General features: G+C 50.0%; 19 protein-coding genes. 8 read left to right on the top strand and 11 right to left on the bottom strand.

All coding sequences use genetic code 11. The features are described from left to right. Positions 1-101 precede the first annotated feature (101 nt). Positions 102-887, top strand: a complete 786-nt coding sequence (locus tag ACOQPU_RS05435; protein ID WP_420644108.1) for a hypothetical protein — start codon at positions 102-104, stop codon at positions 885-887. Between the two features lie 5 nt (positions 888-892). On the opposite strand, the gene rsmD is transcribed toward ACOQPU_RS05435, so the two are convergent. The 3 genes from rsmD to sucC form a co-directional block, all read right to left on the bottom strand. Then, on the bottom strand, positions 893-1,462 hold the full coding sequence (gene rsmD / locus ACOQPU_RS05430; protein WP_420644107.1) for a 16S rRNA (guanine(966)-N(2))-methyltransferase RsmD: 570 nt from the start codon (positions 1,460-1,462) through the stop codon (positions 893-895). A 70-nt stretch (positions 1,463-1,532) separates the two neighbouring features. Further along, positions 1,533-2,411, bottom strand: coding sequence for a succinate--CoA ligase subunit alpha (gene sucD, locus ACOQPU_RS05425; protein ID WP_420644106.1), 879 nt, complete (start codon positions 2,409-2,411; stop codon positions 1,533-1,535). Continuing rightward, a complete protein-coding gene (sucC, locus tag ACOQPU_RS05420) occupies positions 2,411-3,568 on the bottom strand; it encodes an ADP-forming succinate--CoA ligase subunit beta (RefSeq protein WP_420644105.1) in 1,158 nt (385 codons plus the stop codon). Before sucC ends, sucD begins: the two co-directional genes overlap by 1 nt. A 202-nt stretch (positions 3,569-3,770) precedes the next feature. Between sucC and ACOQPU_RS05415 the strand changes: the two genes are divergently transcribed. Further along, complete coding sequence (locus ACOQPU_RS05415; protein WP_420644104.1) at positions 3,771-4,337, top strand: hypothetical protein; 567 nt, start codon at positions 3,771-3,773, stop codon at positions 4,335-4,337. Here ACOQPU_RS05415 and ACOQPU_RS05410 read toward each other — a convergent pair. The 6 genes from ACOQPU_RS05410 to rpsF form a co-directional block, all read right to left on the bottom strand. Next, positions 4,303-5,619 carry a hypothetical protein gene (locus ACOQPU_RS05410; RefSeq protein ID WP_420644103.1) on the bottom strand — a complete coding sequence of 439 codons (1,317 nt, stop codon included), beginning with the start codon at positions 5,617-5,619 and terminating at the stop codon, positions 4,303-4,305. The genes ACOQPU_RS05415 and ACOQPU_RS05410 overlap by 35 nt on opposite strands. After that, positions 5,609-6,376, bottom strand: a complete 768-nt coding sequence (locus ACOQPU_RS05405; protein ID WP_420644102.1) for a TrmH family RNA methyltransferase — start codon at positions 6,374-6,376, stop codon at positions 5,609-5,611. Before ACOQPU_RS05405 ends, ACOQPU_RS05410 begins: the two co-directional genes overlap by 11 nt. Positions 6,377-6,501: 125 nt before the next feature. Then, positions 6,502-7,833 (bottom strand): SurA N-terminal domain-containing protein, encoded by a 1,332-nt coding sequence (locus tag ACOQPU_RS05400; RefSeq protein WP_420644101.1) that lies wholly within the window; start codon positions 7,831-7,833, stop codon positions 6,502-6,504. Positions 7,834-7,845: 12 nt separating this feature from the next. Beyond that, positions 7,846-8,076: a 30S ribosomal protein S18 gene (rpsR, locus tag ACOQPU_RS05395; RefSeq protein ID WP_420644100.1), complete on the bottom strand. Its 231-nt coding sequence runs from the start codon at positions 8,074-8,076 to the stop codon at positions 7,846-7,848. A gap of 49 nt (positions 8,077-8,125) precedes the next feature. Further along, positions 8,126-8,467 carry a single-stranded DNA-binding protein gene (locus ACOQPU_RS05390; protein ID WP_420644099.1) on the bottom strand — a complete coding sequence of 114 codons (342 nt, stop codon included), beginning with the start codon at positions 8,465-8,467 and terminating at the stop codon, positions 8,126-8,128. A 126-nt stretch (positions 8,468-8,593) separates the two neighbouring features. Then, positions 8,594-8,887, bottom strand: coding sequence for a 30S ribosomal protein S6 (gene rpsF / locus ACOQPU_RS05385; protein ID WP_420644098.1), 294 nt, complete (start codon positions 8,885-8,887; stop codon positions 8,594-8,596). A 235-nt stretch (positions 8,888-9,122) separates the two neighbouring features. Here rpsF and ACOQPU_RS05380 point away from each other — a divergent pair, with 235 nt between their 5' ends. Next, positions 9,123-9,926, top strand: a complete 804-nt coding sequence (locus tag ACOQPU_RS05380; protein WP_420644097.1) for an inositol monophosphatase family protein — start codon at positions 9,123-9,125, stop codon at positions 9,924-9,926. Positions 9,927-9,982: 56 nt separating this feature from the next. Here ACOQPU_RS05380 and ACOQPU_RS05375 read toward each other — a convergent pair whose 3' ends face one another. Both ACOQPU_RS05375 and pyrE read right to left on the bottom strand, forming a co-directional pair. Beyond that, positions 9,983-12,730 (bottom strand): bifunctional acetate--CoA ligase family protein/GNAT family N-acetyltransferase, encoded by a 2,748-nt coding sequence (locus ACOQPU_RS05375; protein ID WP_420644096.1) that lies wholly within the window; start codon positions 12,728-12,730, stop codon positions 9,983-9,985. Between the two features lie 231 nt (positions 12,731-12,961). Beyond that, positions 12,962-13,564 (bottom strand): orotate phosphoribosyltransferase, encoded by a 603-nt coding sequence (gene pyrE, locus ACOQPU_RS05370; RefSeq protein WP_420644095.1) that lies wholly within the window; start codon positions 13,562-13,564, stop codon positions 12,962-12,964. Positions 13,565-13,679: 115 nt separating this feature from the next. Between pyrE and ACOQPU_RS05365 the strand changes: the two genes are divergently transcribed. From ACOQPU_RS05365 to ACOQPU_RS05345, 5 genes are all read left to right on the top strand, one after another. Beyond that, positions 13,680-14,879 carry a trans-sulfuration enzyme family protein gene (locus ACOQPU_RS05365; RefSeq protein WP_420644094.1) on the top strand — a complete coding sequence of 400 codons (1,200 nt, stop codon included), beginning with the start codon at positions 13,680-13,682 and terminating at the stop codon, positions 14,877-14,879. Between the two features lie 142 nt (positions 14,880-15,021). Next, positions 15,022-15,702, top strand: a complete 681-nt coding sequence (locus ACOQPU_RS05360; RefSeq protein WP_420644093.1) for a hypothetical protein — start codon at positions 15,022-15,024, stop codon at positions 15,700-15,702. A gap of 9 nt (positions 15,703-15,711) precedes the next feature. Continuing rightward, entirely contained in the window at positions 15,712-16,164 is a 453-nt protein-coding gene (locus tag ACOQPU_RS05355; protein ID WP_420640814.1) for a helix-turn-helix domain-containing protein, read from the top strand. Between the two features lie 11 nt (positions 16,165-16,175). Continuing rightward, positions 16,176-16,838 (top strand): IS630 family transposase, encoded by a 663-nt coding sequence (locus ACOQPU_RS05350; RefSeq protein WP_420645803.1) that lies wholly within the window; start codon positions 16,176-16,178, stop codon positions 16,836-16,838. Between the two features lie 493 nt (positions 16,839-17,331). Then, entirely contained in the window at positions 17,332-17,832 is a 501-nt protein-coding gene (locus ACOQPU_RS05345) for a hypothetical protein (RefSeq protein WP_420644092.1), read from the top strand. The last annotated feature ends 56 nt before the right edge of the window (positions 17,833-17,888 follow it).

Here is a 17,888-nt window from a genome sequence, read left to right as displayed (position 1 = left end):
TGGCTAATATTCGGACAGGTATTAAGCAATAAATCAGCTAAAATCAGGCGGCGCACAACATTGTGCGCCACTTGTTTGTGTGTGTAACTTGCGAAGCTATCATGGATCAATTTTACGTCTTCATTCTGCGCAACGATGTCTGGATTTATATTGTCTCAGCTTTGGGGCTGTTTTGGTACATTAGCCAATTTATTCGGGCACAGCGGCAGCTGCGCGTTGCTATCTTCAACCTGGAGCGAGAGACCAATACGCAGGCGCGAAACACCGCCCTGATTGTCATTATAATTTTGGCAAGCATTATCGGTGGGGTGTATTACGTGAACGATCAGATCGCCCCCACGCTGCCGCCAACGCTCATGCGCGATCCGACCCCCACACCAGATATTTTTCGCACACCGCTATCTTCTCCTACACCGCTGCTAACGCGCCAGCCCACGTCCACGCCACCACTGGTACCAACTATTACCCTGGCGGGCAACCCTGGCGAACCAGCCCCAAATCCTGCTGATGAAACAGCCCCTGCGGAAACAACAACGGCCGTTGGCACACCTTTACCACCCCCTACCCCCTCTGTGGGCTGCACCGTGCAACTCAACATTTTAGAGCCGCGCAATGGCTCGGTAGTATCAGGCACCATTGTTTTCAACGGCACGGCCGATTTTGAAGCGTTTGGATATTACACGCTGGAAGCCAACGGCCCGCAGACTGGTGGCCAGTGGGCTTCACTCTTGGGGCGCAATGTTGAACAGACTGTAGATAATGGGTTTCTGGGTAGCGTGAATCTGAGCCAGTGGCAATCTGGCCCTTACCTCATTCGGCTGTCAGCTGCGGATCAGTCGGAAAATATCATTGCCCAATGCGTGATTCAGGTGACATTGCAACAATAAATTCACTAATCCTCACTGAGCTGTTCATAAAAGCAAAGTTGGGTATTGCCGTACGTCCGACTGTCATACAACGATAAATTTTGCAGGGTGAGGGATTCATACTCTTTGGGGTCGATTTGCACCACTACAATACCAGCAGAAGTTAACCAGGCAGACGGTCGTTCATCCAAAACATCCATTACCTGCTGCCATAAACCTAAATATTGCGGTGGCGCGACGTAAATGAGGTGGAAACGGCCGTTTTTGCCCTCCACTGCACTCCGGTTCAAATAATCAAACGCATCCGCTTGCACCACTTGGGCACGCTCTTGCAGGCGCGTCGTTTTCAGATTCGCCTCGATAGTTTTGATAGCTTGGCGCACCTTGTCGATGAAAACGACCTCATCGGCACCCCGGCTAAGAGCCTCAATACCTACCTGCCCCGTTCCGGCAAACAGATCCAGCCACACCTCGCCATCCACCTTGCCCAAAATGTTGAACAAGCTCTCTTTCACGCGATCCATAATGGGGCGAGTCGCATCCCCCGGCACTCGCTTCAGCCGGCTCCCTCTGGCACTCCCGCTAATAACACGCATTTCGGTGAAGGGTAATCATTGAAAAGTAATCGGTGAACGGAATTACCGACCACCGATTACGGAATACCGATTACTGTCGTGAAGCGACGATCTTGGCAATATCGTCTGGGTTGTCGGCCACGCGCACGCCAGCAGCACGCAAAGCCTCAACCTTGCTTTCGGCCGTACCGCTCTTGCCCTCCACAATGGCACCAGCATGTCCCATCCGCTTGCCGGGAGGAGCCGTCCGACCAGCGATGAAGGAAGTGACCGGCTTGGTAACGTGTTGGGCAATGTAAGCTGCTGCCTGCTCTTCCGCATTGCCGCCGATTTCGCCAATCATCACAATTTGCTCGGTAGCTGGATCATCTTCAAACAAGGTCAGAACATCTATAAAGTTGGTTCCGGCAATGGGATCGCCCCCAATGCCCACACAGGTGGATTGGCCTATTCTCAGCTTGGTCAACGCATCAATAACCTCATAAGTGAGCGTGCCACTCTTGGACACCACGCCCACATTGCCCGGCATAGCAATGGAGCCAGGGATAATGCCCACTTTGGCTTCGCCAGGGGTCAGTAAACCGGGGCAGTTCGGCCCTATGAGGCGGACGCTGCGTGTGTCGAGGTAAGCACGGGCAGCGATCATATCCAGCACGGGAATATGCTCTGTGAGGCAGATGACGAGCTCTACGCCAGCATCAGCCGCTTCGTAGATCGCGTCTACGGCAAAGCGCGCCGGAACAAAAATGAGAGAAGCGTTGGCATCTGTCGCGGCGACAGCTTCCTTCACCGTATCAAAAACGGGTACCTTTTTGTCATCGGTGCTAAACCATTGGCCACCTTTGCCGGGTGTTACACCACCAACCACGTTTGTGCCGTAAGCAATCATTTGAGTCGTATGGAAGCTACCTTCCCGACCCGTGATGCCCTGAACAACTAACCGCGTATTTTTATCGACGAGAATGCTCATTATTTGGCCCCCTTTGCGGCGGCAACCGCTTTTTGGGCAGCATCTGAGAGGGTTACGGCCGTTTCCATTTCTGAATCTGCCAAAATCGCCATCCCTTCTGCTGCATTTGTTCCCGCCAGGCGCACCACCATCGGCACGTCTATTTGCACCTGGTCTAAGGCTTCAATAATGCCTTTCGCAACTTCATCCCCACGGGTAATACCGCCAAAGATATTGATCAGCACGGCCTTCACGCTTTTATCTGACAAGATGAGGCGGAGTGCAGTAGCAACCTGCTCTGCTTTGGCACCACCGCCAATGTCCAGGAAGTTGGCTGGGGCGCAATTATGCTCTTCGCCAAATTTCTTCACCACGTCCATGGTTGCCATGGCCAAACCGGCCCCGTTTACCATACAGCCGATATTGCCATCCAGCTGAATAAGGTTGATGCCACTGAGACGCGCTTCTTTTTCTGCGGCCGTTTCTTCATCGACATCCCGCATCTCGGCCAATCTCGGCTGGCGAGACAATCCATTATCGTCGATAGACATCTTGCCATCAAGAGCCATTAGCTTGCCTGTACCGGTAATGACAAGTGGATTAATTTCTGTAAGCGAAGCGTCATTGGCAATAAAACAGGCGTACAAACCGGATACGACTTTGTGAAAATCGCGCCACAGTTCACGAGGCAAATCCATGGAAGAAGCCAGATAGGTAGATTGATAACCACGAACGCCTAGCGCAGGCTCCACATGCACACGAAAAATCTTCTCTGGACTGCGTTCGTTTACTTCTTCGATGTCCATGCCACCTTCTGCCGAAGCCATCACCATCGGACGCCGCCGTGCCCGGTCGATCAGCACTGCCAGATAGATTTCTTGGTCAATTCCGCCCGGCGATTGCTCATCAATGAGCACCTTATTTACCTGAAAGCCCTTAATGTCCATGCCTAAAATTTGGCTGGCCATTGCTTCAGCTTCGTCAGGATCGTTTGCTAGCTTAATGCCGCCAGCCTTGCCACGACCGCCAATAAGCACTTGTGACTTGACGACCACTTTGCCGCCTAATTCCCGGGCAATTTCACGCGCCTCAGCCGGTGTCGAGGCCACATCACCATTGGGAATCGGCACACCATGTTCGGCAAACAGCCGTTTTGCTTGGTATTCGTGCAGATTCACGTATTCACTCCTTTAGTGGGGATTTTTCCATCAATTTTTTAACTGGATGGTTTGTTTGGAAAGTACGAACAGGCTCGTATGTGTTTGCTATTTGTTACAAAAATAGCCCAAAAATTATAACACGCCCAGGTGTGAACGGCGAGAGTGTAGACCATAAGTCCAATTGACCAGGCTTGATGCTGGCAACCATAATGCAAGTATCATGGCCACGCTTACCCACCCGATTTTTCCCACGTTTGAAGAGAATGAGCTGCTGCTCATATCTAATCCTTCCCTGCGTGAGCAACTGCTTCAGGCGCGACTGGTTGATGAGTTTAGTGCCCGTTCTGTTATTCAGCGTGGCGAGCAGGTTTACCTTTCTCTGCGTGAGGTTAGCGATCCATCAGAGCGGCAAGCAATGAATTGGGCGATTTTGAAATTGCAGATGGGGGGCAACATTCCCACTCAGGAGCTTCCCCCAACCCTACAAACGGCATTAACGGCCGTTTCTACCGGCCCCTCTCCCCTCATCGAAGCACTCATTTGGGGTTCGCTTTTTGGCGTGATTGGTGGGGTTTTGGTGATGGCGGTGGCGGGATTGGTAGTTACCGTCCTGAATGTACCGGCAGAATCATATGTGGGCATCACGGCAACGGCCGTTGCTTTTGTGCTTTCTGGCACCATTATTGGGCTAGGCAGCACCCTCTTCTTCTGGAAAAAGCTGATGAAGCAGTATAAGCAATCATCGAAGCGGGTCACTTCTCCAAAGATTCCAAAAATTCCCAGATAGCATCTGCTGCCAAATCATTGCCTGCCTGATTCCAATGAGGATCCGCGTAATGATACAGTTCCCCATTTTCAATGCTGCCCCTCCATAAAATGGGTGTCAAATTCAGGAAAAGTATATCAGCCTTGGACGTAAAGTCAGTAAACAATTGTTCCTGAGCCCGAATTGTTTCGCTGAAGAGATCATAGCTTATGTAATTTGGCTCCCATCGCAGCGTGCCAGAATCTTCTTCGTTCAAGGTCACGGTTACAGTCCGTTCCAATACGTTATTTACATCCACCGGATCCCAAACACGAGACCATAGGACATGCTCTTTACTGGGAATGTATACCACTATTAGTTGTGAGCCTTGAGTGGCTAGATCTTCATTTAAAGACACTAATGCCGATTTTACAGCCTCAAACTCATCTGAAGCAGCCAGGGTATCATAATCAGCGCTTAACGGTAACAGATGAACATCTTTAAACACTGTTTCAATCGGTCCTGCGTCCGTGCTGGCAACCACTGGATAACGATAATCCACTATTTCCTCTACTTCAAGAGGAAACAATTGTCGCCATAAATATGTTGCTAATTTGGGTGTGAGCAACCGTCGATATAATTTTACCTCTTGCATATCGTATTCTCGCCAATCCAGGCCACTTTCCTTGCGTTCTAAGTATTGTTGAGTATTAATTAAATCATTCCCATCAAAAAAAAGTAGAAGAACGTATTTTGGCATTTTATTCATTCCAAACTGTCTTATGGCTTCCACTTCATTCAGAGTACTCCAACTGGGAGCACCCAAAGCTAAAATCTCCTGACCTGCATGCTCCTCCAGCCGCTCTATCCAAGATACAGGTGCAGAAGGAATAGTAAATGAATCACCGGAAATTATAATGTCGTATTGATTCTGCCAAGTTGATGGTTCATTTGGAAAGCCGTGTTCATCTGCCACAAACCTATAGTGAAACGAATCATCCCGGTTTGTAGGTGCAGTACTATTATCTTTGTTTGCTTGAAGCGGATTAGCCGGATTCCATCTACCTTCTAAATGAAAGCCAGGTGTATATCGATAACCAATCCGAATGGGATTATCATACTCGAAATAAGGTTGACAAATGTAGGCACCGATAATTGGGTCTGATGCACAGACATCTAGGGGAATTAATCGATAAAAAAAACGGAAGCCAACTTCAATTGAAATAACAAGACTTAATAAGGCTATTAGTACTGAACTAAGCCTGTTTACGATCGATTTCCATTTTGATTTATTTCCTTTGAATCCTGTTAAACTAATTAACATAAGGTTGCTCATTCCTTCTTTGGCGCATAATCTCAAAGGCAATTATTGCTGAGGAGGCAACAATGCCCAATGAATATCGAAAGTTTAGCCTAGCATATGGAATCTGCAATACTAAATCAGCTTGCACTAGAAAAGATCGGGTGATGCCTCGTTTTTCGCCACCCAGCAGTAAAAATAGCGGCTCGGTCAAATTTGCTTCATACAACGGCACGGCATTTTGGTTGCTAGTGGCGGCAATGCGAAGACCCAGTTGGCGAAATGTATCAGCAGCCTGTTCGGCCGTTTCGGCAATAGCGATGGGCATTTGCTCAGACACACCCGCCGAAGCGCGGGCGACAACACCCGCTGCGCTAAACCAGTTGCGGGGGCGCACCACCACGCCCGCCGCCCCCGCCGCGTACAGCGAGCGTAGTGCCTGCCCAAAGTTGTAAGGGTCTTCAATACCATCTAGCATGACGATAAACGGCCGCTCCACCCCCATCACTAGCGAATCCAGCGATACAAAGTGACGTGGCCCTGCTTCTGCCACCACCCCACCGTGGGAGGAGCCCGTTACGCGGTCAGTGATGAACTGTTCATCCACCAGCTTGAGCAACACGCCATTTTGTTGGGTGAGCCGCTGCAATTTTGCCAAACGACGCTCCCAACGACGGCCGTTTCCCTTTTGCACATAAACGGCCGTCACCTGCCGCACATTGCCACGCAGTGCCGCTTCAACAGATATGGTGCCTTCCAGCCAAATGGGTTCATCATTCATGGGCATGATTTTGCCCCAACTGCCAATTCACGCAAATAAGGGCAGGTCTAGCATAGACCTACCCTTATTTTTCTAGATGGCGCATCCGCAGATACACACCTTATTATACTTCAGTTCAGTTTGGCTTAGCCGCCGGTTGGTACGGCTGGCGTGGCGGTTGGCGGCGTTGTGAAGATCGGGTCTAGCACCGGATTGGTCGGGGTGCGACCCCGGTCGTACTCAGTCAATGTCAGACCACCAACAGCAAGCTGCTCATCAATGAAAGCCGCCAGGTTCTCTAGCTGCAATGTTTGATATTCAGAAGCGGACAACGGCCGTACTTCCTTACCCGACAGTTGAATCAGGTAATAACGCGTTGTCTGGGCATCCACCGTGCGGGAGATGATGCTGCTTGGCTCTCCAATGGGTAGCTCAAAGGCAGCTTCCGCGACCTCCGCTCCCAGACTGTTCACCGTTGCGGCTTGCGTGCGCCACAACACTTCGCTGGCAACGGCCGTAGACCCTGATTCCGGATCGGGGACGATGCTGCGAACTTCATTCCACACGGGTAAAAACCCTTGGTCTGCAACCAGAGCTTCAGCCTCATTGGCTTCTTCCTCGGTGTTAAACTGCAACACATAGAAGCTCACCTGTTCAGCTTCGTCAGACAGTTCGTCCTCGTCTGCCAGAAGTTCAAGCAACTGTTCACGGTAAAGCTGCGACCGTACAATTTCCCGATACAGCTCCTCAGACACGCCCAACGCTTCAAACTCGGTCATGAAATCACTAAATTCTTGCTGGAAGGCCTCCGCCGAGACGGGCGTGGCTGTGGGTGCGGCCGTACCGGTTGGTGCCAGCGTAGCCGTAGGGATTGGGGTATTCGTGGGCAAAACTTCGGTGATAACGGCCGTTGGCAGCGGCGTAATGGAAGGCGTTGGCTCCACCGTGGCAGTGGCCGTTGGCAGCGGCGTCGGCAAGCCACCATCATAGAAGCTAAACGTCTCCTCAATCTCGTTTTGCACATCCTCGTCCGTTACCGTAATGCCCCGCGCCTCGGCCGCCTGTCTAATAATGACCTCATCAATCATCTGGTTCAACGCTGCCTGACCCAATTGCTCATTTTGCAACAATTCGTTGATTGTTTGTCCAGCAAATTGTTGCACAACGCCCACATTATTCTGGAAGGCTTCAAGCTGATTTTCCAGCAAAATGATGCGCTGGGCACGCTCAAAACGCACCCGGTCTTGCCAATCGCTCAATGAAATCTCTTCTTCATTAACAATGGCAACGGCTCGGTTAGGCGCAACGATCAATTCATTAATGACGGCAGCCAAAAAAACCACCAGCAGCAAACCACCGACAATCGCGACACCAATGCGAATTTGGCGCGTTTGTTGTGCCTGCTTCCGTGCCAGCAGCACCTCTTTACGCGTTTGGCGTTGATCAGATGTCGTAGTTGTTTCTTGTTTCTTTGCCATAATTTTGGTTGTTTACTCGTCTGCAAACGGCAGCAAGGCGATATGCCGGGCGCGCTTGACCGCCACAGCCAAAGCCCGCTGATGTTTGGCGCAGGTGCCCGTTTGCCGCCGGGGGCGGATACGGCCGAATTCATTCACATACCGACTCAACATCTCATGCTGCTTGTAATCAATTACTTTCACACCATCTACACAAAAGTTGCAGGCCCGTTTTCTTCTTGGACCACGATTTCTAGAACGCATTTTTATCCTCGCAAAAATTAAAAACACCCATTGAGAAAAGCCTCAGTGGCTAAATATTGTTTTCTGCCATGGCAATTAGCTCATGAGCAATCACTTCTGTCCGAAAATGCTTTTGCCCGTTGCTGTCATCCCAACTGCGGGTTTGCAACCGCCCTTCTACATACACTTGCTTGCCGTGTCCCAGACGTTTGCTGCTAATCTCGGCCAAATTGCCCCAGGCAACAACATTAAACCATTCCGTCTCTTCATGCTTGGCTCCATCTGATGAAGTCCAAGTGCGGGAAGTGGCGACGCTGAACGAAGCAACTGATCGGCCATTGGGCGTCTCGCGCACTTCTGGCTCGCCATCGACCCAACCAATAATCATAACTTTGTTCAGCCCCTTGTTCATGACACACTCCCAACAATGGGGGTTTACCCGTTGTTCTTTGTAAATTATTTACTGATCTTTAGCATCCTTTGTTGCACAAAATAAGAGGAGCTAACCGATCAGGCATGTTTGGTTAAAACTAGTTGTTTACTGTTCCTTGCGCACGATTAAATAGCGCAGAACTTCTTCCGTGTACTGCATGTTTCGTTCAATGTCTGGCAGCTTTTCTGGCTCCAGCTTGGCATCAAACAAAATATAATACCCTTCCGTTTGTTTGCGGATGGCATAGGCTAGACGACGTTGACCCCACACATTGGGTACCGGTTTATCCTCTTCGGCCTCACCGTGCGTCAACCAATCAGAAACGCGCTCTACGACGGTAGAGCGTGCCTCATCATCTAAATTAGCTTGAAAAATAACGGTAACTTCGTACTCTCGCACGTTGCTTACCTCCTTTCCTTGGAATTACTCTGGCGAGCTTTGCCCTTAAATCTTGTTTAAGAGCGGAAAGCAGCAGATGTATAAAATTTTTGCTGTGCAACGGTGGAGAATAATAGCAGAGAACCCCCAATTTGCAAGTTTACAGCGCTGTGAATTGGTTCATCAGATGGTTGCAAATTTGCATAGCATGGCCTGTTTGGTGTCTAATTCGCAAAAACATACAGGAAGGCTTTTAATGAATTTGGACGATGGGTTAGCAACGGCCGTTGCTGTTGCCAGAGAAGCGGGGAAGCTACTTCTAGACGGATTCAGCCAGCAAAAAAAGATCGAGCGTAAAAGTTCCGCAGTGGATTGGGTCACGCAGTACGACAAAGCCGCTGAGGAACTCATCTTCTCGCGGCTGCGAGCCGAGTATCCTTCTCACGGCTTCATCGGTGAAGAAGGCACGGACGCCGCAGGCGCAGAGGGCTACACTTGGTATGTTGATCCGCTAGACGGGACAAACAATTTTGCCCACGGTTTCCCCATCTTTTGCGTTTCGATAGCTCTATACCAGGAAGAGAAGCCGCTGCTGGGTGTGATTTTTGATCCGACGCGAGGGGAATGTTTTACGGCCGTTTCCAACCAAGGCGCACATCTCACCACTGCCGGCGGCCACAAAACCCAGCTCCACGTCTCCACCGAAGGTGACCTAGTTAGCAGCCTGCTGGCTACCGGCTTCCCCTACGACCGCCAAACCAGCGACGATAACAATGTTCGACAACTGTCTGCCTTCTTACAGGTGGCACAGGGCATCCGGCGACCTGGCTCTGCTGCCCTGGACCTGGCCTATGTGGCCGCGGGGCGGCTGGATGGATATTGGGAGTTTAAGCTGCACAGTTGGGACATTGCGGCAGGCATTTTGCTGGTGCAAGAAGCGGGAGGCACCGTCACGTTTATGGATGGAGCTCCCTTCACAATTCAATCCCGGCTTTCTTTGGTGGTGAGCAACGGCCGTATTCACGACCCGATGCTGGCAATTTTGAAAATGACCGGGTAACAAGGTAACCGAGAAAGGCAATTCACCTTGTCACCCGGTCACCTTGTCAAAAAAATCTACAAATCAATAATCGCCTTAATCAGCTCCCCTTCGCGCTCCAGGCGAAAGCCGAGCTTGAGGCAGATGGCACGCATTCCGCGATTTTCTGACAGCAAGTAGGCCACCACGCGCTTGACGCCTTCCTGCTTACCAATTTCCAGCAGGTGCTTCAACATCGCCGTACCTATCCCTTGCCCCTGATAACGGTCGCTCACCAACATGGCAAACTCAGCTTCATCCCGCCCCCGTTCTTTGGTCAAACGACCGGCGGCAATAATCTCATCTTCATCTGTACGCTTATTTTTGGCCGTGACGACCAGTGCCATATCCCGATCATAATCCACAAAGCAAATGCGGGTAAGCCGCTCATGCTCCACGCGCTGATCCAACTGGAAAGCGCGGAAGTAACGCAGGTAAACGGACCGTTCAGACAACGTTTCGTGGAACTGCACCATCATCGGTTCATCTTCTGGGCGGATGGGACGGATAACAGTTTGCGCGCCCTCTTCCGTGGTGAACTCTTTGATGTATTGGGCAGGATACGGCCGTATCGCCAACTCTGGCAGCTCATCCTCCGCCACCTCTGGTTCATACAGCACCACACGGGCATCCAGAGCAACCAGGTGGTCCGACGAGGCAAACAGCGGGTTGATGTCAATCTCCTTGATCCAACGCTGGTCGGCAACTAATTGCCCAAACCGAACCAATAACGCTTCTAAACCCGCTAAATCAACGGGATCGCGCCCTCGTACACCCTGGAGTGCGGTGTAAATTTTCGTCCGTTCCATCATGCGACGGGCCAACGTGGTTGTTAGCGGCGGCAAGCCCAACGCCCGATCCTTGAACACCTCTACCAGCGTTCCGCCCGTGCCAAACAGCAGCACCGGGCCAAACTGGGGATCAGGGCTGGAACCAATAATCAACTCATAGCCATCATTGAGCCGCAACATCGGCTGCACCGTAACGCCCAGAAAATCGTCAGCACTGTATTTTGCGCTCACTGAGGCTTCCATCGTGTTATACGCATGGCGCACTTCATCCGCCGTGGCCAGGTCTAGCCGCACGCCACCCACATCGGTTTTGTGCGTAATCGTTTCGGAATTGAGCTTGAGTACCACCGGATAACCAAGTTTTTCGGCGATTTGTATGGCTTCATCGGCCGTTTTTGCCAGATGTGTTTCTACCGTGGGAATGTCGTATGCTGCCAGCACCCGCTTCGACTCATATTCGGTAAGAATCGTGCGCCCGGTGGCCCGCACGTCCGCCAGCATTTGGCTGATTTCGCCAATTTTCTGGGTGCTTTCTTCCGTTTCTTCGGGCAGGAATGGGGTTTCATACAAACTTTGTAGCCGCTTCTGGTACCGCCACATATATTGGAAAACGCGAGCGGCCGTATCCGGGAAGGCAAAGGTGGGAATGTTGGCCTGGTTCAGGATGGATTCACCGCTGGCAATGTCTGCCCCACCCATCCAGCTTGCCAAAACAGGTTTGCCATATTGATATTGTGGCGGACGGCCGTACAGCTTTTTTAGCTCCTGCGCCGTCTGAGTCGGGTCCGTCATGGCTTGGGGCGTTAAGATGACCAACAGACCATCACTGTTTTCATCATTAGCCGCAATCTGGATCGATTTAGCATACCGGTCAGCGTCGGCGTCTCCCAAAATGTCCACTGGATTGTTGTGGCTCCAGTGCGGCGGCAAGAACTCATTCAGCTCCGTCATCGTCTTTTCAGACAGCTCCGTCAGCTTACCCCGATTGGTGATCAGCGAATCAGTTGCCAGCACGCCAGGGCCACCCGCGTTGGTGACAATCGTCAGGCGCGGCCCGCGCGGACGGGGCTGCTTGGCCAACACCTCTGCCATATTGAACAAATCGTCAATGGAATCTACCCGCAGCACCCCAGAACGACGGAACGCTGCCGCTAGCACTTCATCACTACCCGTCAGCGAACCAGTGTGGGAAGCTGCCGCCTGCGCCGCAGCCTCGGTACGCCCTGGCTTAATCACAATAATCGGCTTTGCTTGGGCTACATCCCGCGCCGCAGAGAGGAAGGAGCGGGCATTGCCAATGGATTCCATGTAAATGACGATGCTCTTGGTACGTGGATCGTCACCCAGGTAGTAAATCAGGTCGCCCCAATCCACATCCAGCATCGAGCCGATGGAGACAAACGAGCTAAAACCGACGTTTTCACGGTAGCTCCAGTCTAAAATGGAGGTGAGCAGTGCCCCGCTTTGGCTGATAAAGCCAACACTGCCGGGGCGTGCCATCGAGCTGGCAAAGGTTGCGTTCAGACCACCAATGGGGTTCATCACCCCCAGGCAGTTGGGGCCGATGATACGCATTTGCCCCCGCTGAGCCTCTGCTAAAATTTCCTGCTCCAGCTTAACGCCTTCCGGGCCAATTTCTTTGAAACCTGCCGAAATAACGATGGCTCCCTTCACCCCAGCTTCTACACATTCTCGAATGATGCCGGGTACCGTGCGGGCTGGCGTCACGATAATGGCCAAGTCAATCTTTTCTGGGACTTCACCAACGTTGGGGTATGCCTTAATGCCCATCACGCTGGGGCGTTTAGGGTTGATGGGGAAAATCGTGCCGCCAAACGAGTTGGTCATGAGGTTCCACAAGATGGTACGGCCAACGCTGCCTTCTCGCTCGGTGGCCCCAATGAGGGCGACACTTTTGGGTGAAAAGATAATATCTAGAGGATTTTTATTGTAACTAAACACGTCATGGGCAGTGCCACGGGTTAAGTCGATCATAGTTTGCTCCTTAACAATTAGCGGCTGGTTATTAACGGCTGGTTGCTGGTACAAGCTAGCAGCCGTTAATAATCAGCCACATTAATTTCACGGTGCTGAACTTATCTATCTTTTAATATCAAATTATCAAGATTCTGGTTGCTGCCTGGTTACAGCCCCCCGACTGATCCAAGCTGTTGAGGAATGGCTCTCTAACAACTTGAACGAGCTAGTTGACCGCCATGCCCTGGATTATTTGAGCGATTTTATTACTTTATCCCGCTCTTTACCGGTAATACGCTGATGGGCTTCCAATACAGAAAGTATGCGGCTGACGGTCATGGTGGCATGTAGCTTGTACCCATGCTCTTGCATGTTGGCTATGCCGCCTTGCTCTCTATCAATCAATACCACGGCTTCGTTTACCTGCAAACCAGATGCTTTGAGGGCCACAATGGCTTGCAAAATGGAGTCGCCTGAGGTGATGAGATCATCGATAACAACGGCCGTTTGCCCTACCTGCCATACTCCTTCAATCTGCTTGCCCGTGCCGTAACTTTTAGCGGTTTTGCGTGGGTAAATGAGCGGCTTGTCCATGTCCAAACAGAGGGCCGTCCCCAGCGGCAATCCCGCTAACGGCGTCGCTGCCAGTAGATCAAACGACAACTTTTCCAGCACTGAGCGGTAAGCGGCCGTAGCCTGCCGCAGTGCCGCAGGGTGAGAAACCAGCAAGCGCAAATCCAAATAAATGCGGGATTTTTTACCGCTGTGTAGCTTAAATTTTCCTAGCTGCACAGCACCGATATCGTATAAGGTTAGGGCCAATTGTTCCAGAGGGGGCAAGGTCTCGCTCATGAGGTGATCTTAACACGAATTGAGGATTCGGTAAACACAATTTTGGTTCGCCCAGGCAAGTGTAGTTATGTTACAGTTAAGCCATATTTAGAGACTGGAGACTGGAGATTAGAGATTGAAAAACAAGCAGTTTAACACCCGTGCGGTTCATGCTGGTGAACGTGCCAATTTGGGCAACGTTCATTCGGTTGTGACCCCGATTTTCCCTTCTGTTGGCTATACCTTTGCTGATTCAACGGAGCTGGATGCCGTGTTAGGCGGTGAGCAGCCTGGGTATGTTTATTCGCCGCGCTATGCAAACCCTACGGTGGCGGCTTTGGAAACGGCCGTTGCCAATCTGGAATCTGCCGAAGCCGCCATCGCCCTCCCCTCTGGCATGGCGGCGATCCATCTGGCGCTCCTGGGAGCTGGGGCACGGGCTGGCAGCCACGTCGTTGTCGCGGCAGATGTGTATGGCGCGACCTACTCGCTGGTGCAGGGTATTTTTAGCGAGTTAGGGGCTACGGTGCATCTGGTAGACGTGCTGGATTTGGCGGAAATTGAGGCGGTTTTAGCACAGAACAAAGTGACTGCTTTGCTCGTCGAAACCATCTCCAACCCCCTCATGAAAGTAGCTGATTTACCTCGCTTGGCTGAGCTGGCTCACGCCCACAACGCCCGGCTGCTGGTAGACAATACTTTTTGCTCCCCCTACTTATGCAATCCCATTCAGTTTGGCGCAGATATGGTGATCCACAGTGCCACCAAGTTCATTAGCGGGCATGGGGACGTGATGGCCGGTATCATGGCTACAAGTGCGGAACTTAAAGAAGAGATGACGCGGCTGAACAAGCTGCTGGGCAGCAGCCTCGGCCCGTTCGAGGCGTGGCTAGCTCACCGCGGTCTGAAAACATTGCCCCTGCGGATGCGCCAGCAGTGCCAAAACGCGCTAGAGATTGCCAGTTGGCTGCAAAGCCATCCTAAAATTAGCCAGGTGCATTACGCCTTCCTGCCCGATCATCCTCAGTTTGAGCTGATGAACCAGCTCAGCGGCGGCAATGGCGGTGGCGCAGTGCTTTCATTTGAAGTGAAAAATGCTGGCAAGTCAGAAATCTTTGCCCTGCTGGACGCCTTGCAGCTTATCCAACCCGCCACCTCGCTGGGTGACATTTACTCACTGATGCTCTACCCTGCCATCTCCTCCCACCGCACCCTGACGCTGGGAGAACGGCACAGCCTGGGCATTGGCGATGGCCTGCTGCGCCTCTCCACTGGCATTGAAGACGCCGCCGATATTCAGGCAGATTTGGCACAGGCGTTGGCAATTTTGGATTGACGAATTACGAGTCAAACGAGATAGGTGGAATCGCTCGACAAGTGGCACGTAGCGACGGTGGTGGATGAGCCATTGTATGATGCGAGGATGGAGCAACTTAAAGTATAATTTCAAGAATATCTAATAAAATAGGTTTGCTAGTATGACTGAAACAGAACTTACAGAACCGAGTAACGAAGAAGGCGAATTCCTACCATCCATTTCCGATTTTTTCTTGAGGACTCCTCTATATCAAGTATTCAATGTAAATTCTGGAAATGCGAAGCAAATCCAAAGTATCGAAAATTTTAATTCAACATTGGACGCTTACTGCATTTACTGTCGAGAACAAAGTATTTTTCATAATACAACTGTCTATCGATATGGGTCGGGGAAACTTGATGCAGAATCAGTTTTGCGAGACAAAGTTTTTACGGTAAAGATGGCATGTTCTAGAAATGGGAGCCATACTATTCACTTCTTTTTTAGAATCTATGAAAAAGCAATTTCAAAGATCGGCCAATATCCATCGATTGCAGACTTTCACTTTAGCGATATTGAAAAATATCGCTCAATTCTTGGAAGCGAAAAATACAAAGAACTTGCCAGAGCACATGGCTTATCTACTCATGGAGTAGGTATAGGGGCCTACGTATACTTAAGACGCATATTCGAAAGTTTGATCGAGGAAGCACACCAAATCGCGTTAATAGATAGCAATTGGGATGAAGAAAATTTTAGCAATGCTCGAATGGAAGAAAAGATTCATTCATTAAAATTCCACCTTCCAAAGTTCTTAGTGCTCTGTAAAGCAAATTTGTTAGTAAACATAGTTATCGAATAAACTTGTGGAATGGCAAAACATATAAAACTTCCACAAAATGAAAAAACTGAACTTGAACAATTGATAAAGTCGGGTGAACACAAAGCAAGGGTGATCAGTCGGGCAAGGGTGTTGCTTCTACTCAACCGCAGCGAAGGGGAGAAGAGAACCTTGGCTCAAGTCGCAGAAGCAACCATGCTATCCAATGTTACTGTCAGCCAAATCAAACGACGTTACTTTGAAAGTGGTGTGGACAGAGCGTTGTACGACCAACCACGATCAGGGCGGCCGGTGACAAAAATGACTGGAGATGTAGAAGCACAACTGATTGCCTTGACATGCAGCGAACCACCAGAGGGGTATGACCGGTGGACACTGAGATTATTGGCTGATGGGCTGGTAAAACTAGAGGTGGTTGATGAGATTAGTCACACCGCCATAGGAAATAAGCTAAAAAAAATGAACTCAAGCCTTGGCAAGTAAAATCGTGGTGTCTGCCCAAACCTGGGGCACGCTTTGTCGCCAAAATGGAAGATGTCCTCTCCGTTTATGAACGACCCTACGACCCGAAACGGCCGATGGTTTGCCTGGATGAAATTCAAAAAGCGTTGCGGTCAACACCAAGAGGTGAAATTCCGCTGCAACCAGGACAACCCGTTCGAGAAGACTATGAGTACCAACGACATGGGAAGTGTTCCCTTTTTCTGGCCGTCGAACCATTAGCCGGATTTCGCAAAACATGGATTTATCCACAACGCCGCAAGATTGAATTTGCACAGGTGTTGAAATCATTAGTCGACGAGGTTTATCCTGATGCAGAGACGATTGTCTTGGTTGTGGATAACTTGAACATTCACCATATCGCTTCTTTATATGAACGGTATGAACCAGCAGAAGCACGCCGGATTGCGGACAAACTTGAATGGCATTACACACCAGAGCATGGCAGTTGGCTCAATATTGCTGAATGTGAATTATCTGTTTTACGTCGTCAGGCATTGAAGCGACGGAAGGTGGATATTGACGAAGTTCGCAACCAAGTAGCAGCTTGGGAAACACAACGCAATAAACGCCAAGTGGGTGTTGATTGGCAATTTACTTGCACTGATGCTCGCATTAAACTGAAGCGACTTTATCCAATTGTTAACGTTCAGTAATTTGTTAACGCCTTATATTTCTAAATATACTTTGTTTACAAAGCACTTAGTAGAAAACCGAAGTTTATATTCAATTCTGAGCAAGGGCATTCACGCATTAAGTGAAGAAGAATGTTTAGCATATTTCGAAACACTTCGAGTAGGAATTGAACTTATACTCGATGAAAAAATTGAACAAAGAGAAAGAAGCAAGAAAATTGAACAGGCAAAAAAAGCTATATCTAATATACGGAGCAAGTTGAGGTAACGTATGGTTACCTCTGCTTCGGACTAGTCTTCTAAATTTTGAGGGCTGTGGCCTATCTCACTTGGGCTTCGCTCAGTGCAGGCTCTGGCAACACTACTTATCTGGCTTGGTTTGCGGTTGGCGTGGTAAAGGGCTGTAACGATAACGAATTTGAGTAAAGAGCGAATTGTTGGCTGTACTTGCTGGATGATGGGTGGGTACTGAATCAGTTTGTCCTTTCTTATTCGTATGCTTTGGAGGGCTCATATGGAAACGGCGAATAATATCAATGAAATCTCAAAGATTCAGAAAGACCTGTGTTGGGGTTTATACCAGGATGTACGCAGCCATTCCCGCCATGCAGAAACGCTGCGATCAAGTGCTGTTAACTATATGCTCGTCGTGGCATCCGCCTTAATAACTGTAATTACGTTCGACGACCATATCAATCATTTTGACTTACCGTTATCCATAATCGTAACGGTTATTGGCCTAATCAGTGCTTTTTTCTCTGCCTCCTACACAGAACTTTATTATCGAAACAGGGAACGAGCTGGACACCTCCGCAAGCACCTGGATAAAACATACTTTAAGAACCAAGCAACATCGCTATCTCAGATTCTTGAAGAAGCTGATGCCGACCATCATGATACCAAGATATACCGCTGGAGTAGAAGAATCACAGGTAGCACACATTTATTTTGGCTGGTGCCACCATTGATGGTGTTTGCCATAGGAATTGTGTTAACTGTCTTGTCACTGCAATAATCTGAGAACACGGCTTGACTGCCAAGCAAGACGCTCTACTGTATCAGGATTTGATC

It is taken from the genome of Candidatus Leptofilum sp., from assembly GCF_965223285.1.
In the GTDB taxonomy this organism is placed as follows: domain Bacteria; phylum Chloroflexota; class Anaerolineae; order Promineifilales; family Promineifilaceae; genus Leptofilum.
The sequence above is the reverse complement of the archived record's forward strand: the minus strand, read 5'-3'. Positions and strand labels throughout refer to the sequence as shown.